The organism is Gordonia mangrovi, from assembly GCF_024734075.1.
GTDB lineage: Bacteria > Actinomycetota > Actinomycetes > Mycobacteriales > Mycobacteriaceae > Gordonia > Gordonia mangrovi.
This window is the reverse complement of the sequence record NZ_CP102850.1, coordinates 4,885,661-4,910,043: the sequence shown is the minus strand read 5'-3', so window position 1 is coordinate 4,910,043 and position 24,383 is coordinate 4,885,661. Positions and strand designations below refer to the sequence as shown.

At 67.9% G+C, this 24,383-nt stretch carries 21 protein-coding genes and 1 tRNA gene; 9 read left to right on the top strand and 13 right to left on the bottom strand.

The features are described 5' to 3' along the window. The first annotated feature begins 5 nt into the window (after window positions 1–5). Together NWF22_RS22275 and NWF22_RS22270 are read left to right on the top strand one after the other, a co-directional pair. On the top strand, window positions 6–515 hold the full coding sequence (locus tag NWF22_RS22275; protein WP_160902341.1) for an FMN-binding protein: 510 nt from the start codon (window positions 6–8) through the stop codon (window positions 513–515). Beyond that, entirely contained in the window at window positions 512–1,285 is a 774-nt protein-coding gene (locus NWF22_RS22270; RefSeq protein WP_160902342.1) for an FAD:protein FMN transferase, read from the top strand. Before NWF22_RS22275 ends, NWF22_RS22270 begins: the two co-directional genes overlap by 4 nt. Window positions 1,286–1,342: 57 nt before the next feature. On the opposite strand, the gene metH is transcribed toward NWF22_RS22270, so the two are convergent. Continuing rightward, a complete protein-coding gene (gene metH / locus NWF22_RS22265; protein WP_160902343.1) occupies window positions 1,343–4,954 on the bottom strand; it encodes a methionine synthase in 3,612 nt (1,203 codons plus the stop codon). A gap of 51 nt (window positions 4,955–5,005) precedes the next feature. Between metH and NWF22_RS22260 the strand changes: the two genes are divergently transcribed. Next, window positions 5,006–5,905, top strand: coding sequence for a PAC2 family protein (locus NWF22_RS22260; protein ID WP_160902344.1), 900 nt, complete (start codon window positions 5,006–5,008; stop codon window positions 5,903–5,905). Between the two features lie 12 nt (window positions 5,906–5,917). Here NWF22_RS22260 and NWF22_RS22255 read toward each other — a convergent pair whose 3' ends face one another. The 6 genes from NWF22_RS22255 to NWF22_RS22230 form a co-directional block, all read right to left on the bottom strand. Next, window positions 5,918–6,226 (bottom strand): hypothetical protein, encoded by a 309-nt coding sequence (locus tag NWF22_RS22255; protein ID WP_160902345.1) that lies wholly within the window; start codon window positions 6,224–6,226, stop codon window positions 5,918–5,920. A 123-nt stretch (window positions 6,227–6,349) separates the two neighbouring features. After that, the gene (gene mshC, locus NWF22_RS22250; protein ID WP_160902346.1) at window positions 6,350–7,591 is read right to left on the bottom strand and encodes a cysteine--1-D-myo-inosityl 2-amino-2-deoxy-alpha-D-glucopyranoside ligase; all 1,242 of its coding nucleotides are present in this window, start codon (window positions 7,589–7,591) and stop codon (window positions 6,350–6,352) included. Between the two features lie 65 nt (window positions 7,592–7,656). Next, the gene (locus NWF22_RS22245) at window positions 7,657–8,517 is read right to left on the bottom strand and encodes an SCO1664 family protein (RefSeq protein WP_233751213.1); all 861 of its coding nucleotides are present in this window, start codon (window positions 8,515–8,517) and stop codon (window positions 7,657–7,659) included. A gap of 85 nt (window positions 8,518–8,602) precedes the next feature. Continuing rightward, window positions 8,603–9,286 (bottom strand): DUF3090 domain-containing protein, encoded by a 684-nt coding sequence (locus tag NWF22_RS22240; RefSeq protein ID WP_160902348.1) that lies wholly within the window; start codon window positions 9,284–9,286, stop codon window positions 8,603–8,605. Window positions 9,287–9,311: 25 nt separating this feature from the next. Next, window positions 9,312–10,100, bottom strand: coding sequence for an MSMEG_4193 family putative phosphomutase (locus NWF22_RS22235; protein WP_258321246.1), 789 nt, complete (start codon window positions 10,098–10,100; stop codon window positions 9,312–9,314). Between the two features lie 43 nt (window positions 10,101–10,143). Further along, window positions 10,144–10,986, bottom strand: coding sequence for an undecaprenyl-diphosphate phosphatase (locus NWF22_RS22230; protein ID WP_160902350.1), 843 nt, complete (start codon window positions 10,984–10,986; stop codon window positions 10,144–10,146). Between the two features lie 139 nt (window positions 10,987–11,125). On the opposite strand from NWF22_RS22230, the gene NWF22_RS22225 reads away from it, so the two are divergent. The 3 genes from NWF22_RS22225 to NWF22_RS22215 are packed head-to-tail and all read left to right on the top strand — an operon-like array spanning window position 11,126 to window position 13,616. Beyond that, window positions 11,126–12,196, top strand: coding sequence for a hypothetical protein (locus tag NWF22_RS22225; protein WP_373691965.1), 1,071 nt, complete (start codon window positions 11,126–11,128; stop codon window positions 12,194–12,196). Window positions 12,197–12,198: 2 nt separating this feature from the next. Next, complete coding sequence (locus NWF22_RS22220) at window positions 12,199–12,516, top strand: DUF5703 family protein (protein WP_233751158.1); 318 nt, start codon at window positions 12,199–12,201, stop codon at window positions 12,514–12,516. Further along, complete coding sequence (locus NWF22_RS22215) at window positions 12,510–13,616, top strand: quinone-dependent dihydroorotate dehydrogenase (protein ID WP_160902351.1); 1,107 nt, start codon at window positions 12,510–12,512, stop codon at window positions 13,614–13,616. Before NWF22_RS22220 ends, NWF22_RS22215 begins: the two co-directional genes overlap by 7 nt. Before the next feature lie 63 nt (window positions 13,617–13,679). Here NWF22_RS22215 and NWF22_RS22210 read toward each other — a convergent pair whose 3' ends face one another. After that, window positions 13,680–14,222 (bottom strand): YbhB/YbcL family Raf kinase inhibitor-like protein, encoded by a 543-nt coding sequence (locus NWF22_RS22210; protein ID WP_160902352.1) that lies wholly within the window; start codon window positions 14,220–14,222, stop codon window positions 13,680–13,682. A 47-nt stretch (window positions 14,223–14,269) separates the two neighbouring features. After that, complete coding sequence (locus NWF22_RS22205; protein ID WP_160902353.1) at window positions 14,270–15,616, bottom strand: M20/M25/M40 family metallo-hydrolase; 1,347 nt, start codon at window positions 15,614–15,616, stop codon at window positions 14,270–14,272. A gap of 68 nt (window positions 15,617–15,684) precedes the next feature. On the opposite strand from NWF22_RS22205, the gene NWF22_RS22200 reads away from it, so the two are divergent. After that, window positions 15,685–15,773: transfer RNA gene (locus tag NWF22_RS22200), tRNA-Leu, on the top strand. 70 nt (window positions 15,774–15,843) lie between these two features. On the opposite strand, the gene NWF22_RS22195 is transcribed toward NWF22_RS22200, so the two are convergent. After that, complete coding sequence (locus NWF22_RS22195) at window positions 15,844–16,803, bottom strand: mechanosensitive ion channel family protein (protein ID WP_160902354.1); 960 nt, start codon at window positions 16,801–16,803, stop codon at window positions 15,844–15,846. A 165-nt stretch (window positions 16,804–16,968) separates the two neighbouring features. Here NWF22_RS22195 and NWF22_RS22190 point away from each other — a divergent pair, with 165 nt between their 5' ends. Then, window positions 16,969–18,039 (top strand): nucleoside hydrolase, encoded by a 1,071-nt coding sequence (locus tag NWF22_RS22190; RefSeq protein WP_160902355.1) that lies wholly within the window; start codon window positions 16,969–16,971, stop codon window positions 18,037–18,039. 27 nt (window positions 18,040–18,066) lie between these two features. Continuing rightward, on the top strand, window positions 18,067–19,017 hold the full coding sequence (locus NWF22_RS22185) for an LLM class F420-dependent oxidoreductase (protein ID WP_160902356.1): 951 nt from the start codon (window positions 18,067–18,069) through the stop codon (window positions 19,015–19,017). A gap of 105 nt (window positions 19,018–19,122) precedes the next feature. On the opposite strand, the gene meaB is transcribed toward NWF22_RS22185, so the two are convergent. The 3 genes from meaB to NWF22_RS22170 are packed head-to-tail and all read right to left on the bottom strand — an operon-like array spanning window position 19,123 to window position 24,337. Then, a complete protein-coding gene (gene meaB / locus NWF22_RS22180; protein WP_160902357.1) occupies window positions 19,123–20,148 on the bottom strand; it encodes a methylmalonyl Co-A mutase-associated GTPase MeaB in 1,026 nt (341 codons plus the stop codon). Next, window positions 20,145–22,424: a methylmalonyl-CoA mutase gene (gene scpA, locus NWF22_RS22175; protein ID WP_160902358.1), complete on the bottom strand. Its 2,280-nt coding sequence runs from the start codon at window positions 22,422–22,424 to the stop codon at window positions 20,145–20,147. The genes meaB and scpA overlap by 4 nt, the downstream gene beginning before the upstream one ends. Then, window positions 22,421–24,337: a methylmalonyl-CoA mutase family protein gene (locus NWF22_RS22170; protein WP_160902359.1), complete on the bottom strand. Its 1,917-nt coding sequence runs from the start codon at window positions 24,335–24,337 to the stop codon at window positions 22,421–22,423. Before NWF22_RS22170 ends, scpA begins: the two co-directional genes overlap by 4 nt. Between the last annotated feature and the right edge of the window lie 46 nt (window positions 24,338–24,383).

The window sequence follows — 24,383 nt, the reverse complement described above, 5'->3', positions numbered from 1 at the left end:
AGACCATGCGACGCATCACCTTCTGGCTACTGACAACGATCACGATCGTGGTGCTGCTGTTCAGCTACCACACGTCCACCGGCGAAACCACCACTCCCCCGGTCGCTCTGGAGCGCAGCGCCCCAGCCCCGACATCGTCCGCCGGCGCCGCGTCGGCGTCCGGACCCGACCCTCAGATCGGCTCTGATGAGACCGATTCACAGACGACCACCGATTCGACCGGCTCGTCGCTGTCGGACGGCACCTTCACCGGCTCTGCCGTCGACACCCGCTGGGGTCCGGTGCAGGTACAGATCGTCGTCGCCGACGGCACGATCACCGACGTGACGGTGCCGGTGTATCCGGTGAACAATCACCGCGACGTGGAGATCAACCAACAGGCGCTACCGATCCTCATCGAGGAGACGACGTCGGCGCAGAGCGCGCAGATCGACATGGTCTCCGGAGCCACCGTCACCTCTCAGGGCTACATCCAGAGCCTGCAGGAGGCCATCGACCAGGCACGTCAGTCATGACCACGATCTCACCAAATGCGGTTTCGGCCCGGCATCACGACGCCGCGCCCACCACCCGGGCCTGGGTCGAACACATCATGGGTATGCCGATCTCCGTCCACGTGCGCGCCGACGATCCCCGGCGCACCGATGTCGAAGCGGCTGTTGCCACCGCGTTCGCAGATCTACGTCGGGCCGATGACCTGTTCAGTACCTGGAATCCGAACAGTGCGCTCATGCTCGCGCGCGCGGGCACCGAGACCGCCGTGTGCGATCCGTGGCGCGACGAAGTCGCCGACTGGTGTGTGTCGGCCGCCGAGACGACCGATGGACTGTTCACCACAGACCTGATCGGTCCCGACGGATCACGTGGTTGGGATCCGACCGGGCTCGTCAAGGGCTGGGCGGTGACGGTGGCGGCTCGTCACCTCCGGCACGTACCGGGAGCATCGTTCTCGATCAACGCCGGCGGCGACATCCTGTGCGGCCGGGGGCCGCGGACTCCGGCCCAACCGTGGCGGATCGGCATTCAGGACCCCGCCGACCCGCACACTGTCGCCGCAACCGTGGAGGTGGTCGACGGTGCCGTGGCGACCTCGGGCGCCAGTGCCCGCGGCGCCCACATCGTCGACCCGCGCGATGGCGGCACCGTCGACCATCCGGGCTCGGTGACCGTCACCGGACCCGATCTCGTCTGGTGCGACATCTGGGCCACGGTGTCCTTCATCGATCCCGAGGCCTTGACCCGGCATCCACATGGCCAGGTGTATCGCCGGCTGATTCTCGGCTGACCCGTCCGCACGCGCTGCCCGATCTCCGTCGCGCTGGGCGATCTCGGATGACGTGCCTCACGTGTTGAAGTACTTGGCCTCCGGGTGATGCAGCACGAAGGCGTCGGTCGACTGCTCGGGATGCAGCTGCAGTTCCTCCGACAGCTCGACACCGATACGGCCCGGTTCGAGCAGGTCGATCATCTTCGCCCGATCCTCCAGATCGGGGCAGGCGCCGTAGCCGAAGGAGAAACGGGCACCGCGGTATTCGAGATCGAAGAAGCCCTGCGCATCGTCGGGGTCCTCGCCCGCGAACGAGGCACCGCCCACCGTCAACTCACCACGTACCCGCTGATGCCAGTATTCGGCCAGCGCCTCGGTCAGCTGCACGCCGATGCCGTGCACCTCGAGGTAGTCGCGGTAGGCGTCGTCGGCGAACAGCTTGTTGGCGAAGTCGGCGATCGGCTGTCCCATCGTGACCAACTGGAATGGCAACACATCCACGTGGCCGGCCGCCACGCAGTCCTCGCGGGACCGGATGAAGTCGGCCACACACAGGAACCGGGGGCGTTGCTGGCGCGGGAAGGTGAAACTGTGACGCACCGGCGCATCCGCGCGCGGCTCGGTCAACACGTGCACCGTGTCGCCGTCGCTGACGGCCGGGAAGTACCCGTAGACGACCGCGGCATGTTGCAGAATCCCCTCGGTCGACAGCCGATCGATCCAGTAGCGCAGCCGAGGGCGACCCTCGGACTCGACAAGTTCCTCGTAGGACGGACCGTCGCCGCCGCGCACCCCGCGCAGCCCCCACTGCCCCAGGAACAACGCCCGCTCGTCGAGCAATTGCAGGTAGTCGGCCACCGGCACACCCTTGACGATCCGGGTCCCCCAGAACGGAGGCGTGGGAATGGCGTTGTCGGCGGCCACATCCGACCGTGTCGGCACCTCCACCGGCGCCTCTGCCGCCTTGCGCTTCGCCGCGATCCGCTTGGACCGTTCGTGGCGCGCCTTGCGCTCCTGCGCCTTCTTCTTCGCCGCCAGCGCCTCCGGGCTGTCGGGATCGGGCCCCTCCCCCCGCTTGGTCGCCATGATCTCGTCCATCAGCCGCAGACCCTCGAAGGCGTCGCGGGCGTAGTGGACGTCGCCCTCGTAGATCTCGGCCAGGTCGTTTTCGACGTAGGTCCGGGTGAGCGCGGCGCCACCGAGCAGCACCGGATAGCTGTCGGCGACCCCGCGACCGTTGATCTCCTCGAGGTTCTCCTTCATCACCACGGTCGACTTCACCAGCAGACCCGACATGCCGATCACATCGGCCCGCTTGTCCGCGGCCGCCTCCAGGATCGTGTTGATCGGCTGCTTGATGCCGAGGTTGACCACCTCGTAGCCGTTGTTCGACAAGATGATGTCGACGAGGTTCTTGCCGATGTCGTGCACATCGCCCTTGACCGTGGCGAGCACGATGCGGCCCTTGCCGTCCTCTCCGGTGGACTCCATATGCGGTTCCAGGTGCGCAACAGCGGTTTTCATCACCTCTGCCGACTGCAGCACGAACGGCAACTGCATCTGTCCGGAGCCGAACAGCTCGCCGACGGTCTTCATCCCGGCCAGCAACGTCTCGTTGATGATGGCCAGCGGCGGCTTCTGGGTCATCGCCTCGTCGAGGTCGTCGGTGAGGCCGTTGCGTTCGCCATCGACGATGCGCCGCTCGAGTCGGTCGAACAGCGGCAGTTTCGCCAGTTCCGCGGCGCGCGACTCGCGCGCAGACGCCGCCGACACACCCTCGAACAACTCCATCAATTTCTGCAGCGGGTCGTAGTCGGGGGTACGACGGTCATAGACGAGGTCCAGGGCGACCTCGCGCTGCTCCTCGGGGATCCGCGCCATCGGCAGGATCTTCGACGCGTGCACGATCGCGGTGTCGAGACCGGCCTGCACACACTCGTGCAGGAACACCGAGTTCAACACCTGACGGGCGGCCGGGTTCAGACCGAACGAGATGTTCGAGATGCCGAGGGTGAAGTGCACCTCCGGGTGCGACTCGTGCAGCCGCCGGATGGCCTCGATGGTCTCGATACCGTCGCGGCGCACCTCTTCCTGCCCGGTGGAGATCGGGAAGGTGAGGGCATCGATGATGATGTCCTCTTCGGCGAGCCCCCAGTTGCCGGTGATGTCGGCGATGAGCCGCTCGGCGACGCGCACCTTCCAGTCGGCGGTACGGGCCTGCCCCTCCTCGTCGATGGTCAGCGCGACGACGGCCGCGCCGTGTTCCACCACCAACTCCATGATGCGGCTGAACCGCGACTCGGGACCGTCCCCGTCCTCGTAGTTCACCGAGTTGACCGCGCAGCGACCGCCGAGGGATTCCAGGCCGGCCCGAATCACCTCGGGTTCGGTCGAGTCGAGCATGATCGGCAGGGTCGACGATGTCGCGAAGCGTCCCGCGAGCGCGGTCATGTCCGCCGCGCCGTCGCGGCCGACATAGTCGACGTTGAGGTCGAGCATGTGGGCGCCGTCGCGGGTCTGGTCCTTCGCGATGTCGAGGCACTTCTGATAGTCCTCGGCGATCATCGCCTCGCGGAAGGCCTTGGAGCCGTTGGAGTTCGTCCGCTCGCCGATGACCAGGAAGCTGGCGTCCTGATCGAACGGGACCGCGGAGTACAGCGACGACGTCTCCGAGGTGTGGTCGGGCTCGCGACGACCGGGCGTCACCTGGGCCACGCGTTCGGCGACCTGTCGGATGTGCTCGGGTGTGGTGCCGCAGCAGCCGCCGACGAACGACAGCCCGTAGTCGGTGACGAAGTCGCCCAACGCGGTGGCGAGTTCGTCGGGCTGCAGCGGGTACTCGGCCCCGTTGGCGCCCAGCACCGGCAGGCCGGCGTTGGGCATCACCGACACCGGAATGCGTGCGTGCTGGGAGAGGTAGCGCAGGTGTTCGCTCATCTCGGCGGGCCCGGTCGCACAGTTGAGGCCGATGATGTCGACGCCGAGTGGCTCGATGGCCGCGAGCGCCGCCCCGATCTCCGAGCCGAGCAGCATCGTGCCGGTGGTCTCCACGGTCACGTGGCTGATGATCGGGATGTGGCGGCCCATGTCGCTCATGGCGCGCCGCGCCGCGACAACCGCGGCCTTCACCTGCAGCAGGTCTTGCGAGGTCTCCACGAGGATGGCGTCGGCGCCGCCCTCGAGCATCCCGGTGACACACTCGTGGTAGGCGTCGCGGATGACGTCGAAGGTGGTGTGACCCAGGCTGGGCAGTTTGGTACCAGGCCCGATCGATCCCAGGACGAACCGTGCGGTCCCGTCTGCCGACGGACCCATCTCGTCGGCCACACCGCGGGCGATACCGGTGCCCTTGTAGGCGAGTTCACGGATGCGGTCGGCGATGTCGTAGTCGCCGAGATTGGACAGGTTGCAGCCGAAGGTGTTGGTCTCGACGGCGTCGGCCCCGGCCTCGAAGTAGGCCCGATGGATGTCGGCCAGCACGTCGGGGCGGGTGTCGTTGAGGATCTCATTGCAGCCCTCGAGGCCGTTGAAGTCGTCCAGCGTCAGATCCGCGGCCTGCAGCATGGTGCCCATCGCCCCGTCGCCGATCAGCACTCGGCGCGACATGGCGGTGAGCAATGTCGTGTCGTATTCGGACGGGCGCGGCGAGCTGGCCCGACTGTCCGGGTCGGTGGTGCGGGTCGACATGGTTGACAGCGTAGTTCGCCCTCTCTCGGGGTTCGGTCGTAGGCTGGTTCAGTGAACGCTGAGCAGAGGTCGAACCTTCCCCAGCTGCGCAGGCCTGTTCTGTTGGCCGCATTCGAGGGGTGGAACGACGCCGGGGACGCCGCGAGCAGCGCCATCGAGCATCTGGCGCTGACCTGGGATGCCGTCGCCCTGGCCGACATCGATTCCGACGACTACTACGATTTCCAGGTCAATCGGCCGATTGTCAAACAGATCGATGGGGTGACCCGCCGGATCGACTGGCCCACCACGTCCGTCTCCTATTGCACCCCCCAGGGTGCGGATCGTGACATCGTACTCGTTCGCGGGATCGAACCGAATATGCGTTGGCGCGGCTTCTGCGCCGAGATCGTCGACCTCGCCCGCGACCTCGGGGTGGAGACGACGGTCATGCTCGGTGCGCTGCTCGCCGACACTCCGCATACGCGCCCGGTGCCGGTCACCGGCGCCGCATACAGCAGTGAATCGGCTGCCCGGTTCAACCTCGCGGAGAGCCGCTACGAGGGTCCCACCGGCATCACCGGCGTGCTGCAGGATCTGTTCGTGCAGGCGGGGCTGCCGGCGGTGTCGTTCTGGGCCGCCGTCCCGCACTACGTCTCGACACCACCCAATCCCAAGGCGACGGTGGCGCTGCTCAACCGGGTCGAAGAGGTCCTCGACATCGAAGTACCCCTGGGCACGCTGCCCGAGCAGGCCGAGGAGTGGGAACAGGCGGTCACCGAGATGACCGACGACGACGAGGACATCGCCGAATATGTGCGGGGCCTCGAAGAGCGCGGTGACGCCGAGATGGACACCGACGAGGTGATGGCGAAGATCGACGGCGACGCGCTGGCCGCCGAGTTCGAACGGTATCTGAAACGGCGTGGTCCCGGCGGCCAGGGCCGTGGGCAGGGGTCGTTTGGCGGGTGAGCCAGCCGGCGTTCAGCCGATGCGCTCGATGGACACCACCGGCGTGGTGATCCGCCAGGTACGGACGTCCGGGTCATCGGCGGCGCGGACCCAGAACTGAGCGGACTCGCCCACCCGGCAGGACTTCACGCCCAGCAGCGGGATGTCCTCGGAGTCGCGGCGCAGGCGGCTGACCGCCCACTCCTCGCTGTCGGTGCCGCCGACTCCGGGTGCACGCAGGAGCGTCATCTCCTCGAAGTCCAGCAGATAGGTCGAGGTACGGGTCACCACCGTCCAGACGCCGGTGGTCGTCTCGGGTGCGATCTCCTTCGTACGTGCCACGGGAGAACCTTACAAGGCAACGTCGACCGATTCGCTGCGGGTGTTCACCCACCCGAGACGAAAGTTTCCTGGATCCGAGTCACCAGGTGACCCAGATCCAGGGCACAATTCACGACCGATCTTCTACGCGAGGTCGACGCCGAGCAGGGCGTCGACCGCCCGCGCGATGTCGGCCGGCGCCTGCTCCGAGCCGCCGAGTCCGAGCTCGACGTCGCTGCACCAGGCATCGACGGCGGTAAGCGCCTTCGGGGTGTCGAGATCATCGGCGAGATGTTGCCGAACGCGATCGACAGTCGGTCCGGCATCGGGTCCGCTCGGTGCCGCGGCCGCTGCCCGCCAGCGACGCAGGCGCTCGCGGGCCGTGTCGAGCACCGCGTCGGTCCACATCCGATCGCCGCGATAGTGCTCGGACAACAAGGCCAGCCGCACGGCGGCCGGATCCACCCCGTCCCGCCGCAGGTGCGAGACGAACACCAGGTTGCCGCGACTCTTCGACATCTTCTCGCCGTCGAGACCGACCATGCCGGTGTGCACGTAGTGCCGGGCGAACCGGCGGGAATCGGTCAGCGCCTCACCGTGGGCGGCGGAGAACTCGTGGTGCGGGAAGATCAGGTCGTTGCCACCACCCTGGATGTCGAACTCGACCCCGAGACGGTTCAACGCGATGGCCGAACACTCGATGTGCCAGCCGGGCCGGCCGGGGCCGTGCGGCGAGTCCCACGACGGTTCCCCGGCACGGGCGGCCCGCCACAGCAAGGCGTCGAGCGGGTCGCGTTTGCCGGGCCGATCGGGGTCGCCGCCGCGTTCGGCGAAGAACCGGTCCATCGTGGCCCGGTCGTAGCCGGATTCATATCCGAACTGCTCGGTCGCGTCGACCCGGAAATAGATGTCGGGGTACTCGGCGTCGTCCACGACGTAGGCGGCGCCCGACGCCAGGAGCTTGCCGACCACCTCGACGACTTCGTCGATGGATTCGACCGCGCCGATGTAGTCGCGGGGCGGCAGCACGCGAAGTGCCGTCATGTCCTCGCGGAACAACTGGGTTTCCCGCGCACCGAGATCACGCCAGTCGACTCCGTCGCGATCGGCACGCTCGAACAGCGGGTCGTCGACGTCGGTCACGTTCTGCACGTAGTGCACCTCGTGACCGAGATCGCGCAGGACCCGGTTCACCACGTCGAAGGTGACGTAGGTGGCGGCGTGCCCGAGATGGGTTGCGTCGTACGGGGTGATCCCACACACGTACATCGTCGCGGTGGCGCCGGGACTGACCGGACGGACCTGGGCATCGGAGGTGTCGTGGAGACGGAGCGCCGGCCCGGTACCCGGGATGACCGGAAGGGCGGGATCAGGCCAAGACTGCATGGCTCCACTGTATTGGCCCACGAAATCCGGCCGTCATCCCGGCCTGATCGTCGCGGAGGCAGGGTTCAGAACGGCGGCCACGGTATCGGTCGGTGGCCCGGTGGATGAGGCATCGTCGCGCGGGTCGCGAGTTCGGCCGACCGCTCGGCGAGTGCGAGCACCTCGAATTCGGTGATGTGTTCGGCGAGTTCCTCGGTCAACGGGTGATCGGAAGAGGCCAGGTGGTCGGCGAGTTCGGCGAGTCCGGCGACCAGGTGACCGGGAATGTTCTCCCCCGCCCAGCCCCACAACACGGTCCGCAGTTTGTCGTCGCTGTGCAGGCAGATGCCGTGGTCGACGCCGTACACCCCGCCGTCGAGTCCCTCCAGCACATGCCCACCCTTGCGGTCTGCGTTGTTGAGTATGACGTCGAGGACGGCCATCCGTTGCAGTCGCGGGTCGTCGGCGTGGACCAACACCACCGCCTCCCCCATCGCGTCGAGCGCCCGCAGGATCGGCCGGTAGCCGACCGGAACGGTGTCGGCCGGGCACAGGTCCACCAGGTCGACCTTGGGTGTCGGCAACTCCGAGGCCGCCTCGTGGCGGGTGTCGGGATCGTCGTTGTCGGCGGTGAGCACCCACCGTTGCACCATCCCACGTCCCAGCGGGCCGTCGCGGAACACCGTCGTGGGGATCACCTGCCAGCCGAGCGCCTCCGAGATCAGGTAGGAGGCCACCTCCCGCCCAGCGAGGGTGCCGTCGGGGAAATCCCACAGCGGCACCTCGCCGCGCACCGGCTTGTAGACGCACCGCACCTCGGCGCCGTCGAGGACCGCGTCACACACCAGGGTCGCATTGCTCGCGGTCGGGATACGCCCGAGGATCACGAGCTCGCCGTCGCGTAGCGGGTCGGCCGCGCCGGGCGTGGGCGGCTCGTCGCCCGGCAGCGCGGGACGGGGCGTCTCCGACGGGCCGGGATGGGACGTCTCCGACGGGCCGCGACCCGGATCTGTCGGTTCGCCGACGGTCACATCAGTCCTGGTTGCCCGACCCGGGGTCGGTCTCGTCGTCGGGGTCGGTCTCCAGGTAGTCGGACTCATCCTGCATCGCCAGGTTGCGGAACACGTCGGGATCGACGAAGTCCAGCGACTTGGACAACTCGGCCCCCCGTTTGTATCCGTTGGTGCGAACACAGAGATGCCCGTCCGGATCCAGCGGCTCGTGACACAGCGGGCACGGCTGACGGCCCGCCGAGATGACCTTCGAGGACCGCGCGGCGAACTCCCGGGCGGCCTCGGTGGTCAGGAACACGCGCACCGCGTCGGGTCCCTCATCGGTGTCGTCGAGGACCACGCTCTCGTCGAACTCCCCCTCGGTGATCGCCAACAGCTCCACCACGACGGCTTCGGACTCGGCATCCCAGCCGAGCCCCATCGTGCCCACCCGGAATTCGGCGTCGACCGGCATCACCAGCGGGCTCAGATCACCGACCCGCTCGATCTCCGGCGGCACCGGAGTCCCGAATCGCCGGTGGATCTCGTCGAGAAGCGCACCTATCCGGTCCGCGAGAATCGCCACCTGCTGCTTCTCGAGCAGCACACTGATGATCCGGCTCTCGTGTATGGCCTGGAGGTAGAACGTGCGGTCCCCCGGCTGACCGATGGTGCCGGCGACAAAACGATCCGGGCTGCGGAACACGTGAATCGCGCGTGACATCACACCTCCTTGACTGTCTGGTCCATTATCCGCGTGCCAGCGGGGCGGCGGCAGCGTGAGCGCCGCGGTCGTGGCCGTCGACGCCGGTGGCGCCACCCACCACGGCGTCCTCCTCGGCGACGGCCCCGGCCGATCGGCTGTCCGCCGCCGATTCGGCTGCCGGCTTCGGTGGTACGGGCACCGAGAGGACGGCGGTGGAGTTGACGGTGTGCACATAGGGCCGCGTGGAGCCGTATCGGATGACGCTGATCGATGCGGGTTCGACGACGATGCGCTGGAACGCATCGAGATGTGTGCCCATCGCGTCGGCGATGATCGCCTTGATCACGTCGCCGTGTGAACAGGCGACCCACAGACCGCTGCCGTCCTCTCCACCGTAGCGCCGGTCGAGCTCGCGGACGGCGGCCACCGCGCGCGACTGGACGGCCGCGAGACCCTCGCCCTCGGGGAACACCGCCGCCGACGGCTGTTGCTGCACCGTCTTCCACAGCGGTTCGCTGACGAGTTCCTTGAGTGGCCGGTTCGTCCACGACCCGTAGTCGACCTCGGCGAGGTCGTGCACCACCACTTCGGGGACATCACGGTCCCGATCCGCCTGCAATGCCGCGAGCAACGGCGTCATCGTCTGCGCGCAGCGCTCCAGCGGCGACCGCGCGACCGCAGCGATGTTGCCGATACATCCGCCGAGACGATCGACGAGTGCGCGCGCCTGCTCGCGTCCGGTGTCGTCGAGGCCGACGCCCGGTGTCCGGCCGGCGAGCACCCCGGAGGTGTTGGCGGTCGAACGCCCGTGTCGCACCAGAATCACGGTCATGTCTCAACCATAGGCGTCACATCCGACCGGTATCGGTCGTGTGTCAGGTCGCGCTGATCACGCCGGCCGACAGCAGGCCCATCACGGTGAGTCCGAGGATCACCCGGTATGCACCGAACCAGTTCATCGAGTGGGCACTGACGAACCGCAGCAGCCACGCGATGGATGCGTACCCGATCACGAACGCGATGAGCGTCGCGACGAACAACTGCGGACCGGTCGCCTCCATACCCTCGCCACTCGGATTGAAGGCATCGGGGAGACTGAACAGCCCGGATGCGGTGACCGCCGGGATGGCGAGCAGGAACGAGAACCGGAACGCGGCCTCACGTTCGAGACCGAGGAACAGCCCGGCGCTGGCGGTCGCGCCCGACCGCGACACCCCGGGGACCAGGGCGAGACATTGGGCCAGTCCCATCACCAGGCCGTCGCGCAACGTCAATTGCTGCATGGATCGCTGCTTGGTGCCGTAACGCTCGGCCAGCCAGATGACACCGGCGAACACGATCAGCACCGTGGCCACGAGCCACAGGTTGCGGCCGACGGTGCGGATCTGGTCTTTCAACAGGAATCCGAGCACGCCGATCGGGATCGTCGCGAAGATCACGTACCAGCCGATCCGGTAGTCGAGCCCGCGTTCGGCGCGATCGGCGAGACCGCGGAACCAGGCCGCCACGATGCGGATGATGTCGCGGGCGAAGTACACCAACACCGCGGCCTCGGTGCCCAACTGACTGACGGCGGTGAACGAGGCCCCGGCGTCGTCACCGAACATCAACTCCGAGGCGATCCGCAGATGCCCCGACGACGAGATCGGCAGAAACTCGGTGACACCCTGCAGCGCGCCGAGCACGATCGCCTGGGTCCACGTCATGGTGTCGCTCACGGCCGCAGATGCTACGGGAAACCTCGGACCGCGCCACGTCGCCGACACGAGACGAATCCCGGCATCACCGGCGGATCCGGCGCACCAGGGGCACCGACCCCGATCGTCGGTCGGCCGGGGTGTCACGCAAGATGGTGGCATGCGTCTGCCGAGATCCACACCTGTGCCCCGATCATCTCCGCAGGTGCACCGGCCCCGCATGCGCGTCGGGGCGCTGTGTCTGGTCGCCGCCGCCGCGATCCTGGCCGGGTGCGGCAACTCCGACGGCCCGTCGACGCCCGATGTGCCCACTGTCACACCGGCGACCGCGTCCCCGGCACCTGTCGGGCCGGCCACCTCGGCCGCCGGGCTGGTGGTGCCCACGCCCGCGGACGGCCGGGGCCTCGCACTCTCCGGTGACCTGATCGCGGTACTCGATCGGGCGGGCACCACCGTGGTGCGCTATCGGGCGGACGACCCCGGCGCCGACCCCCAGCCCGCCACCACACCGGAACTCACCCAGCTCATCGGCTCCGGCGGGGGCGCCTTCCTCGGTGTGGGGCCGGGCGTCGCCGTCCGGATCACCGGGGACGGCACGGTCACGACCACCGAGGTCGATGTCGACGATCCGACCGCGCTGGCGCAGACGGCGACCGGCGAGGTGCTGATCGGCACCGCCGACGGGCGCGTCCTGGTGCTCGACGGCGAACTGTCACCGTTGCGGGAGATCGACGGCTTCGTCCGCGTCGACGACATCACCGTGTCCCCGGACGGCGCCGATCTGTCGGCCGAACAGGTGGTGGTCCTCGATCGCGCGCAGTCGTCGGTCACACCCGTCGATGTCGCCGACGGCGACCTCGGGCCGGCCCTACGCGCCGGCAACGGGGCCACCAATTCCGCGGTCGATCACTTCGGTCGTGTGCTGGTGGCCAACACCCGCGATGGCGAGATCATCGGATTCTTCGGATCCCCGCTGGTCATGCGATTCCGGTATCCGGTACCCGGCGGACCCTACGCCGTAGACTACGACGACGAACGCAACCTGATGTGGGTGTCGACGACGGCGAACAACGAGGTGGTGGCCTATGACCTGTCCGGTGGGGAACCCGTGGAGAAGCGACGGGTCCAGGCAGTCGCGCAACCGGACAGCATCGTCGTCGACGACACCTCCGGCACGCTCTACGTACTCTCCCGGCGCGGCGGTCTCCAGATCGTCGACAACGGTGGGTGATCATGTCGCGTGAGGCCCGGTTCGGATCTCGCCACCCACGCGGCTGGGAGGTGTCCACCGACGAACACGAATGCGTGTTGCTGACGCTGCCGCCCGACGTGACCCGGGTGACCGCGTCGATGCGATTGTCCATCGAGGCCGAGTTCGGCGGTTGGGAACTCAAACGGGTCCGCCGCTACTCCGACGGCACCCGCAAGGTGCTGCTGCGGCGGCGCAAGCCCCCGCGGTCGCGCGGCGATCACACAGAGCCGAACGGCCGGGCGCGGGCGCTGGACGTCGGCGGCCCCGGCTATCCCGACGCGGATGCGGCCGCATGCTGAGTCGCGTCAATCGTGTCCTGTACCCACTGGTGTTGCAGGCGATGTTCCTGCTGTCCCCGGAACGTATCCACGGCATCGCGGCCCGTCTCATCGGTATCACCGGACGCACCCCGGGACTTCGGGATGTGACTGCGAAACTGCTCGCGACCCACGACCCACTGTTGCGCCAGCGGGTGTTCGGTGTCGACTTCCCCGCGCCGCTCGGGTTGGCGGCCGGCTTCGACAAGTCGGCATCGACGGTGAACGCGTGGGGACAACTCGGATTCGGCTACGCCGAGATCGGCACCATCACCGGCCGACCCCAGCCGGGTAACCCGGCGCCCCGGCTGTTCCGTCTGCCCACCGACCGCGCCCTGATCAACCGGATGGGCTTCAACAATCCGGGCGCCACGGTCGCCGCCGCGCACCTGGCCGGACCGCGGCCGGGGCCCGTTGCGGTGCCCATCGGCGCGAACATCGGCAAGACCAAGGCCGTCCCGGTGGCCGACGCCGTCGACGACTATCGGTTCAGTGCCCGCACCTTGGGCCCGCTGGCCGACTTCGTCGTGGTCAATGTGAGTTCTCCCAACACCCCGGGACTGCGTGATCTGCAGGCCGTCGATTCGCTGCGCCCGATCCTGCAGGCCGTGCTCGACGAGGTCACGGTTCCGGTGTTGGTCAAGATCGCTCCCGACCTCGCCGACGAGGACGTCGACGCCGTGGCCGATCTGGCGGTCGAGTTGGGACTCGCGGGCATCGTGGCCACCAACACCACGATCGCCCGCGACGGTCTGACGACACCGGCCGACGAGGTTGCCGCGATGGGCGCCGGCGGCTTGTCCGGGGCACCGCTGGCCGACCGCTCCCTGGCCGTCCTGCGGCGTCTGTACGCACGGGTGGGTTCGCAGGTGACTCTGGTGAGCGTCGGCGGCATCGAGACCGTCGATCAGGCGTGGGAACGCATCTGCGCCGGCGCCAGTCTGCTGCAGGGCTACACCGGCTTCATCTACGGAGGACCGATGTGGGCCAAAGAAATCCACGACGGAATCGCCCACCGCGTCCGCGCCGGAGGCTTCGCATCGCTGGCCGACGCCGTCGGTAGCGCCGCTCGCAACCCCTGATCCCCGATTTCGTAGTACGGACCGGCGAATTTCGCCGGTCCGTACTACGAAATCGGCAGTGCGTCAGACGTTTTCAGAGGGCTGCTCGTAGGTGCCGAGCAAGGTGGCACGCGCGATCGCGTGCGAGAACAGGTTGAACCCGAGATAGGCGGGGGTGGCCGCCTCGGGCAGCCCCAGCGACTCGACATCGACGGCGTGCACCACCACGTAATAGCGGTGCGGACCGTGTCCGGGTGGTGGTGCGGCGCCGACGAACCGCTTCATCGACGCGTCGTTGGCCAGCGTGACCGCACCCTCGGGAAGTCCGCTCCCGCCCTCGTCGCCGGCCCCCTCGCTCAGCGAGGTCACCGACGCCGGGATGTCGGCCACCGCCCAGTGCCAGAATCCGGACGCGGTCGGGGCATCGGGGTCGTAGACGGTGACGGCGAAACTCTTGGTACCCGAAGGGAATCCGGACCAGCTCAGCTGTGGCGACAGATCGTCACCGCCGGCCCCCATGAGGCCACTGACCTGCTGATTCCGCAACGGTTGGCCGTCGGTCATGCTCTCGGAGGTCAACGTGAAACCGGGGAGACTCGGAAGTGATTCGTACGGGTTGAACGACATGGATCACCTTTCTCACGTGAGCGCGGCACGCTCATCTGTGCGACTCGTCAACTGTGCATCAAGAAATGTTCGAACACTCTGGTTCCGAACAGAACCGCGTCGACCGGCACCCGCTCGTCGACGCCGTGGAACAACGCGGCGAAGTCGAGCTCCGGCGGCAGTTGTAGCGGGGCGAAACCGAAGCATCGAACCCCCAGCTTCGCGAAGGCCTTCGCGTCCGTGCCGCCGGACAACATGTACGGCACCGTCTTTCCCGCCGGGTCGTGGGCGAGGATCGCATTGTTCATCGCGTCGACGAGATGGCCGTCGAACGTCGTCTCGTAGGAGTCGAGATGGGTGACCCACTCCCGGGTGACGTTGGGACCGATCAGTTCGTCGATCTCCTTCTCGAAGGCGGCCTGTCGCCCCGGAAGCACCCGGCAGTCCACGACGGCCTCCGCCTTCTGCGGGATCACGTTCGCCTTGTAGCCGGCTTTGAGCATCGTCGGGTTCGCGGTGTCACGCAACGTCGCTCCGATGATGCGGGCGATGTTGCCGATCTTGAACAGCGTGGTGTCGAGGTCCGGTGCGTCGGGGCGCAGGTCGAGTCCGGTCTCGTCGGCCACGGCCGCGAGGAATTCGCTCACCGACTCGGTCATCACCAACGGGAAGGTGTGGCGCCCGATGCGCGCCACCGCGTCGGCGACCTCGGTGACCGCATTGTCGTCGTGCAGGAACGACCCGTGGCCGGCTTTCGCGGTGGCTGTCAGCCGCATCCACGACAGCCCCTTCTCGGCCGTCTCCACCAGGTAGAGCCGACGCTGCTCACCGTCGGGCCGGTCCACGGTCAACGAGAAACCACCGACCTCGCCGACCGCCTCGGTGATCCCCTCGAAGAGGTCGGGACGATTGTCGACGAGCCAGTGTGCACCCCATTGACCGCCGGCCTCCTCGTCGGCGGTGAACAGGAACACGAGTTCACGCGGCGGCACCGTCCCGTCGCGTTTGAACTGTCGGGCCAACGCCAGCGCCATCCCGACCATGTCCTTCATGTCGACGGCGCCGCGGCCCCAGATGTAGCCGTCGGAGATCGAGCCGGAGAACGGGTGGACGCTCCAGTCCGCCGGCTCGGCGGGCACCACGTCGAGATGCCCGTGGATCAGCAGGGCCCCGCGCTCGGCATCGGGCGGCCCGGCCAGGCGGGCGAACACGTTGCCACGCCCGGGACGACCCGACTCGACGTACTGGGTCGTGTAGCCGACCTCCTCGAGTTGCTGCGCCACCCACTTGGCGCACTCCTCCTCGCCGCGTGTGGTGTCCGGCTCGCCGGTGTTGGTGGTGTCGAATCGGATGAGTTGACTGACGATGTCGACCACTTCGTCGACTGCACGGGCACCCGCACGCTGGGAAGTCACATCCCACTCCTACGGGATTTGGGATAGTCGGGCAACCTCGGTTAAGGTTGTGCCCGCTACGAAAGCAGGTCCGAGTGGCGGAATGGCAGACGCGCTAGCTTGAGGTGCTAGTGCCCTATTAACGGGCGTGGGGGTTCAAGTCCCCCCTCGGACACCAAGAGAACCCCGGTCGATGACCGGGGTTCCCTCATTTCTCTGGATGGTCGCCGTCCCGCACGACCGACGGGTCAGGGGGTCCCGTTCCCGTTGCCGAGCAGACCGGCGAGCCGCCCCTTTGGATAGGGCAACTCGATGCCGTGCTCCTCGTAGGCGCGCAGGATGTCCTTGCGGATGCGCCGCTGCAGGGCCCACTGCGAGTTGGCCTTGGTCTTCAGTGTCATCCGCAGGGTCACCATGTCCGGCGACACCTCCTGCACACCGAGCATCTCGGGCTCGCCGAGGACGTCGTCGGCCACCTCCGGCGCCGCCACGGATTCGGTGGCCGCCTCCAGCGCCACCTGCTGGGCGAGGTCGATGTCGGCGGACAGCGAGACGGGCACCTCGATGCGCGCAACGGCATATTCCTGGCTCATGTTGCCCACGCGCAGGATCTCCCCGTTGCGGACGTACCAGAGCGTGCCGTCGATGTCGCGCAGCGTGGTGATGCGCAGCCCGACGGTCTCGACTTCCCCGATCGCCTCACCGAGGTCGACGATGTCACCGACACCGTATTGATCCTCCAAGAGCATGAACACCCCGGACACGAAATCCCGGACCAGATTCTGCGCGCCGAATCCGATCGCCAGCCCGACGACGCCGGCGGACGCGATGAACGGTGCGATGTTGACGCCGAGCACGCTGAGGATCGACAGCACCACCCAGACGAGCAGGATGATGGAGACGGTCGACTTGAGCACCGAGCCAATCGTCTGCGCACGCTGCGCACGACGTTCGGCAGCCGCCGCACCACCCCGCGCACCGGTGGGCGTGCGGTCACGCAGGTGTCGGATCAGCGCCGGTTTGCGTGATTCGACCGCGATATCGCCGCCGGCCGGTTTGGGCCGCTTCGTCGTCCGGTCGATGACCCGGTGCAACACGAAGCGCAGGATCAGCCCCACCACGACGTAGGCGGCGATCCGAATCGGGTTCTCGATCAGCCACTCGCGATTTGTCTCCGTCCATTCGAAAGCGATGAGTTCAGGCGTCATGGCAACGACCGTACGGATGGAACACCGCATGTCCAGCGCGGCCGCGCGGCCCACCGACGTGATCTCGCCGTAACCGGACGAGATGAGGCGAATCTCACGATCTCGGTCGCGGGGGCGCATCGCACCTCGTGGTGGCCGACGGCGCGGACACGCGACAATGGACGGGTGATCCGCTTGTTCTTCGACTGTGACACCGGCATCGACGATTCGGTTGCGCTGCTCTATCTGCTCGCCCGCCGCGACGTCGACGTCGTCGGGATCGCCTCAACCGCCGGCAACGTCCCCGTCGACGTGGTGACGTCCAACAATCTGGCGTGGCTCGAGCTGTGCGGACGGACCGATGTCCCGGTCCATGTCGGTTCGCCGACACCGCTGGAGGCCGAGCTCATGACGACCGAGGACACCCACGGTCCGCTCGGCGTCGGGTACGCCGAGCTGCCGGCGGCCACCGTTTCCCCGAGTGCGGTCGACGCCGCGGACGCATGGATCGAGGCCTCGGCCGCTCATCCGGGCGAGCTGATCGGCGTGGTGACCGGACCATTGACGTCCTTGGCGACCGCCATCCGTCGCGATCCGGCGCTACCCGGTCGACTCGCCCGTCTGGTGATCATGGGCGGCGCCTTCCATGTGCACGGCAACACCACCCCGACGTCGGAATGGAATGTCGCGGTGGATCCGGAGGCCGCCGCGGAGGTGTTCGCGGCCTTCGGTGGCGAGGCGGTCGGACCGCCCATCGTCTGCCCGCTGGATCTGACCGAGTCCGTGGCGCTGTCCCCCGATCACCTCGTCCTGCTCGCCGCAGCGGCCGGCAGCAATCCGGTGGAATGCCCCGACCCGACCGACGATCCGGGGCTGCGCTCGGTGGCCGACAACGTGGTGATCCGGCACCTGGTCGATGCCCTGCGCTTCTACTTCGAGTTCCACCACGCGCACGATGAGGGCTACCTCGCCCACCTGCACGATCCGTTCGCGGTGATGGTCGCGTTGGCGCCCGACATCGTGGAGACGGTACCGGCACGTGTCGACGTGGAATTGACCGGACGATTCACGCGTGGGATGACCGTCGCCGACGAGCGGTCGATGACGGGTGAGCCCAATGCCCGCATCGCCACGGCGACCGACGTCGACGCGGTGTTCGACGACCTGATCGAGACGGTCGGCGGGTTCGCCAGAATCGTTGCCCGATCAGACAATCCGGGCATCATCGACCGTCTGCGGGACGACTCGGTGCCCTGAGACCCGGTGCGGGCGTAGCGTCGGGGTGTGACCAGACTCGGCTACCAGATCCCCAACTTCACCTACCCCGACGTGGCGCCGGCCCAGCTGTTCGGAACCGTCGTCGCACAGGCGGCCGAAGCGGAGACATCCGGCTTCGACACCGTCCTGGTGATGGACCACTTCTACCAGTTGCCCATTCTCGGGGAGCCCGACGAACCGATGTTCGAGTGCTACACCCTACTCTCGGCACTCGCGCAGCACACGTCGACGGTCCGCCTGTCGTCGCTGGTCACCGGCAACACCTACCGCAACCCGGCGTTGCTGGCGAAGACGATCACCGCGCTGGACATCGTCTCCGGTGGTCGAGGCCAACTCGGCATCGGCGCCGGCTGGTTCGAGCTCGAACATGACTCTCTCGGATTCGAGTTCGGCAGTTTCACCGACCGCTTCGAGAAGCTCGAGGAGTCCCTGCAGATCGTGCTCGGCATGCTCGACGGAACCAGGCCGAGTCTCGACGGAAAGTGGTACCGCGCACGGGAGGCCGTCAATGTGCCCGCTCCGCTGTCGAAGGTCCCGGTGATGATCGGAGGCGGTGGCGAACGCAAGACGCTGCGGATGGTCGCCCAGTACGCCGACGAATCGAACCTGATCTGCGCCGTCAAGGACATCGGCCGGAAACTGGAGGCGTTGGCCGGCCACTGCGACCGACTGGGCCGCGACCGATCGGAGATCACGGTCAGCCTGCAGACCTCGGCCTGTGTGGCGCCCACGCACGACGAGGCGGTGGCCGAGTACGAGGCGTATCTGGAACGCAATCCGGCGGCGGGAGTACGTCGGGGTTCGGTGGTGGTCGGCGACCCGGACGAGGTCGGTGCTCGCTACGCCGAACTCTTGACCACCGGCGTCGACGGATTCACCGTCAACGCCCCGGCCAACGGCCACATCCCCGGCCGGGTGTCGGTGCTCGGCCAGACCCTCGCGCCGTTGATCGCCTGACGGCGGCTCACCCGATGGCCGTCGCTGGTGCCGTTTCCAGTCGACGGGGAATGTCGCCCAGTGGACCGGGGGTTCGAGGAACGGCGCACGGTCGACGCTGCGGCGTCAGTGGTCGCGCTGGTCGAATGCGTCGACGATCTGCTGGGCCGCCAACGCCGGGGTCAGGTCGCCACTGCGCACCCGCTGCTCGACGCCGCTCCGGATCGCCCGGACGTGTGGGCTGTCGGCAAGACGGGACAGCACGATGTCGTGGACCATCGCCCAGGTCCAGTCGATCTGCTGCTGGTTGCGCCGGGCGGCGAACTCGCCCGCGTCCGACAGCGTCTGCCGGTGGTCACAGACCGCGTTCCAATACTCCCGCACGCCGGTCTGTTCCAGCGCGCTCATCGTCAGCACCGGAGGTACCCACAGGGCGTCGTGTGGATGGATCAGCTTGAGCGCGTTCTTCAGTTCGCGCGCCGCACCCTTGGCCTCGTTGAGATGCTTGCCGTCGGCCTTGTTGACCACCACGACGTCGGCGAGTTCCAGGACACCTTTCTTGATGCCCTGCAGCGAGTCCCCGGTGCGCGCCAACGTCAGGAAGGTGAACGTGTCGACCATGTTGGCCACGGTCACCTCGGACTGACCGACCCCGACGGTCTCGACGAGCACCACGTCGAAACCGGCGGCCTCGACCAGCACGATCGTCTCCCGCGTGGCCTTGGCGACCCCGCCCAGGGTGCCCGATGTCGGCGACGGCCGGATGTAGGCGTTCGGGCTCGTCGACAGCCGCCCCATGCGCGTCTTGTCGCCGAGGATCGACCCTCCCGTGCGTGTCGACGACGGGTCGACGGCGAGCACCGCGACCTTGTGTCCCTGCTCGATCAGGTGCATGCCGAGCGCCTCGATGGTGGTGGACTTGCCCACCCCCGGCACACCGGTGATGCCGACCCGAAACGACTGCCCCGACCGCGGCGTCAGCCGCAACAGCAATTCCTGCGCGGCCGCACGGTGATCGGCTCGGGTGGACTCCACCAACGTGATCGCCCGTGCCAGATCGGCACGCCGGTCCTCGAGGACACCCTTCTCGAGCGCATCGACGTCGATACGCCGCCGTGCCGCTGCCGTAGCGCCGTTACCGTCGGACGTCACTCGGCGGCGACCCCGGCCAGCTCGTGTCCCAGACCGGCCGCCAGCTTGGTGACGAGCTCCACCGCGGAGTCGGCGATCACAGTGCCCGGCGGGAAGATCGCCGACGCTCCGGCCGAGTACAGCTCATCGAAGTCGCCGGGCGGGATGACGCCGCCGACCACGATCATGATGTCGGGGCGGCCGACGTCGGCCAGCGCCTGCTTGAGGGCCGGCACCAGGGTCAGATGACCGGCAGCGAGCGAGGAGACGCCGACGACGTGTACGTCATTGTCCGCGGCTTGGGCGGCGACCTCCTCGGGGGTGGCGAACAGTGGGCCCACGTCGACGTCGAAACCCAGGTCGGCGAACGCGGTCGCGATCACCTTCTGGCCGCGGTCGTGGCCGTCCTGACCCATCTTGGCGACCAGCACACGAGGCCGACGGCCCTCCGCATCGGCGAACTGCCGGACGACCTCGGTCGCCGCGTCGACGCTCTTCACCTCGCCCGCCTCATGTCGATACACCCCGCTGATGGTCTTGATCTCCGCCTGGTGGCGACCATAGACCTTTTCCATCGCCTCGGAGATCTCGCCGACCGTCGCCTGGTGGCGGGCGGCCTCGATCGCCAGGGCCATCAGGTTGTTCTCCAGCCCACCCTCGTCGGATGCCGCGGCCCGGGTCAGGTCGGCCAGCGCGGCCTGCACGGCCGCCTCGTCGCGGTCGGCACGCAACCGCTGCAGCTTCTCCAACTGTTCGGCGCGCACCTTCGAGTTCTCGACCTTGAGGACCTCGATCTCCTCGTCGTCGGCGACCTGGTACTTGTTCACTCCGACCAGGGGCTGACGACCGGAGTCGATCCGCGCCTGGGTGCGGGCAGCTGCTTCCTCGATGCGCAGCTTGGGCAGGCCCTCGTTGATCGCCTGCGTCATCCCGCCGGTCTCCTCGACCTCACGGATGTGCGCGCGGGCCTTCTGCGCCAGCTGATGGGTCAACCACTCGACGTAGTTCGAGCCGGCCCACGGGTCGATGGAGCGGGTGGTGCCCGATTCCTGCTGCAGCAGCAGCTGGGTGTTGCGCGCGATCCGGGCCGAGAAATCGGTGGGCAGCGCGATGGCCTCGTCAAGGGCGTTGGTGTGCAGCGACTGGGTGTGGCCCTGGGTTGCGGCCATCGCCTCGACGCAGGTGCGCGCCACGTTGTTGAAGACGTCCTGCGCGGTCAGCGACCAGCCGGAGGTCTGCGAATGTGTGCGCAGCGACAGCGATTTCGGATTCTTCGGAGAGAACTCGGCAACCAACTCGCTCCACAGCAGACGCGCCGCGCGCAGCTTGGCAACCTCCATGAAGAAGTTCATGCCGATGCCCCAGAAGAAGGACAGCCGCGGTGCGAACTTGTCGATGTCGAGTCCGGCCTCGAGTCCGGCACGGATGTACTCGACGCCGTCGGCCAGCGTGTAGGCCAACTCGAGGTCGGCGGTCGCACCGGCCTCCTGGATGTGGTAGCCCGAGATGGAGATCGAGTTGAACTTCGGCATCTTCTGACTGGTGTATTCGAAGATGTTCGAGATGATCCGCATCGAGGGCTTCGGCGGATAGATATACGTGTTGCGGACCATGAATTCTTTGAGGATGTCGTTCTGGATGGTCCCGGCGAGCTTCTCCGGCGGCACCCCTTGTTCCTCTGCCGCAACGACATACAGCGCCAGGATCGGCAGCACCGCACCGTTCATGGTCATCGACACCGACACCGAGCCGAGGTCGATACCGTCGAACAGCTGACGCATGTCGAGGATCGAGTCGATGGCGACACCGGCCATACCGACATCGCCCGCGACGCGCGGATGGTCGGAGTCGTAGCCGCGGTGGGTGGCCAGGTCGAACGCCACCGACAACCCCTTCTGGCCGGCGGCCAGGTTGCGGCGGTAGAAGGCGTTGGACTCTGCGGCGGTCGAGAAGCCCGCGTACTGCCGGATGGTCCACGGCTGGTTGACGTACATCGTCGGGTACGGGCCACGGATGAACGGCGCCTCACCGGGCACGGAGTCCAGTGGGTAGGGATGCTCCGCGTCGGTGGTCACCGAATCCCGGTCGGCACGCGTGTAGACCGGCGCCACATCGATCTGTTCCGGAGTGCTCCAGGTGATCTCGTCGACGGACTGCCCGTGGGCCTGCGCGAGGCGTTCGATCGCGGACACCGCGGAGGTGTCGGCGTGCGCAGCGGCCGAGTCGAGGTCGACGCCGGCGAAGCTGGGGACCCCACCGAAGTCCTCGGCGGCACTGGTCGGTTCGGTCTGGGTCATGACGTTGCTCCCGCCGATGCGTGGGTCAGCTGATCGAGAAGTCCGCGCAGGGTGGCGACGGCATCGATGCCGATGCGTAGCGCGCCATCTGGTCGGTCGCCGTCGGGCCATTCCTTGTCCGGTCCGGCCATCAGCACCGACGACAGGTCGGTGGCTCGCGCGGCGGCCAGTGCGGCTGCGCCGTCGTCGGTGTAGCGCTGTTTGCTCGCGCACAGCACCGCGATTGGGGTCCTGTGCTCGCGAACCACATCCGCGATCCCATCGGCGGTGAGCGGTCCCGGGTTGATCGCCGAGATCCCGCCGGCCGCCAACAGATTGGCGACGAAGGTGGTCCGCGCGTTGTGCTCGGCGACCGATCCGAGCGGGAGCAGCAACACCGCCGGTCGCGCGCCTGTCTCGGCCAGGACCGCATCCGAGCGATCCCGCAACTCCTCGAACACCCGTCCGACGCGGGCGAGTCGCGGGGTGCCCAGCGGGACGTCGGCGGCGTCCGCGGACGGTGCGCCCAGGGGCTTCTCGTCCAGGTTCGGGAACTCGTTGACACCGGTCACGGCGATGGTGCGGTGGGCGACGGAGTCGTCGCGGCGGGCCAGCGAGGCGCCGACGCGGTCGCCGATCCAGCCGGATTCGAGGACGCTGCGATAGCCGCCGGCGGTCTCGATCTCGCCGAAGACCGCCCATGCGTTGGCCGCCATCTCGTCGGTCAGGGACTCGACGAACCAGGACCCACCGGCGGGGTCGAGTACCCGGCCGATGCTGGACTCCTCGAGCAGGAGCAGTTGGGTGTTGCGGGCGATCCGTCGCGAGAACGTGGCGCTCGAGGTACGCCGGTCGGCGGGGATCGCGGCGTCGAAGCCCAGCACGGTCACCTGGTCGGCGCCGCCGACACCCGCGCCGAATGCGGCGATCGTGGTGCGCAGCATGTTCACCCACGGATCACGCTGGGTCTGCATGGACAGATCGGTGACACCGTGGGTCAGCGCCGCACCGGCATCGGGCGCGCCGACGACATCGGCGATCCGCGACCAGATCTTGCGCAGGGCACGGAATTTCGCGATCGTCGCGAACTGGTCATCGCCTGCAGAGACCGCGAAGGTGATCTGTCCCAGCGCGTCTGACGCCGACATTCCGGCCGCGGTCAGGTCACGCAGGTGGGTGACCGCAGCGGCGACGACCAGCGCGAGCTCGAGTCCGTTGTCCGCACCTGCGGTGGCGAAGTCGGTGCCGTCGACACGGAAGGTACGGACACCGGCGCCGACCTCGGCGGCGAGGGCGGTGGCGTCGGCGGTGTCCACGTCTGGCCGACCGGAGAACCCGGCGGTCAGCGGCGAGAGACCGAGCGAGGTGACGGTGGCGGCGGTGGGTGCCGCGGCCTGCGGTGCGGCCACTGCCCGCGCACGCTGCGCGAGCAGGGCCCGGGCGGCGGCGAGGCCGTCGGCGCCGGCGTCCAGGGTCACCGGGATCAGGTCGAGGTAGACGCCATCGAGCACGGTCGCGAGGTCGTCGGCGTTCAGCGCACCACCGATGCGCAGCCACAGTCCGCTGGTGCCGTTCTCCAGCGCTTCGAGGATCTGCTGGTTGACCTCGGCCGCCGGGGTGTCGTCGTCGCCGAAGCGCTCGGTGACACGCCAGCCGAGGGTGACGTCGCGATCCGGGTCGGCGCCGCGGACGAACGGGAACCCGCCCGGCAGGCCGGCCTCCGCGGTCTCGTCCTTGCGGGTGTAGAGCGGACGGATGCGCAATCCGTCGATGGTGTCGGTGGACAGCAGTTCCTCAGCGGTGGCCGGCAACTCCTCGACGGTGCTCCGTCGAGACTTGGCCACCACCGCGGCAGCGGCCTCCGACCAGGACTGATAGACCTCATCGAGCGGCCGGTCGGGCCGGTCGGATGTCGACGCAGTGGTCTGCGACATGGGGCGTGGCACCTCCGTGATGCTCGGGTCGAGCGCGTACCCGACT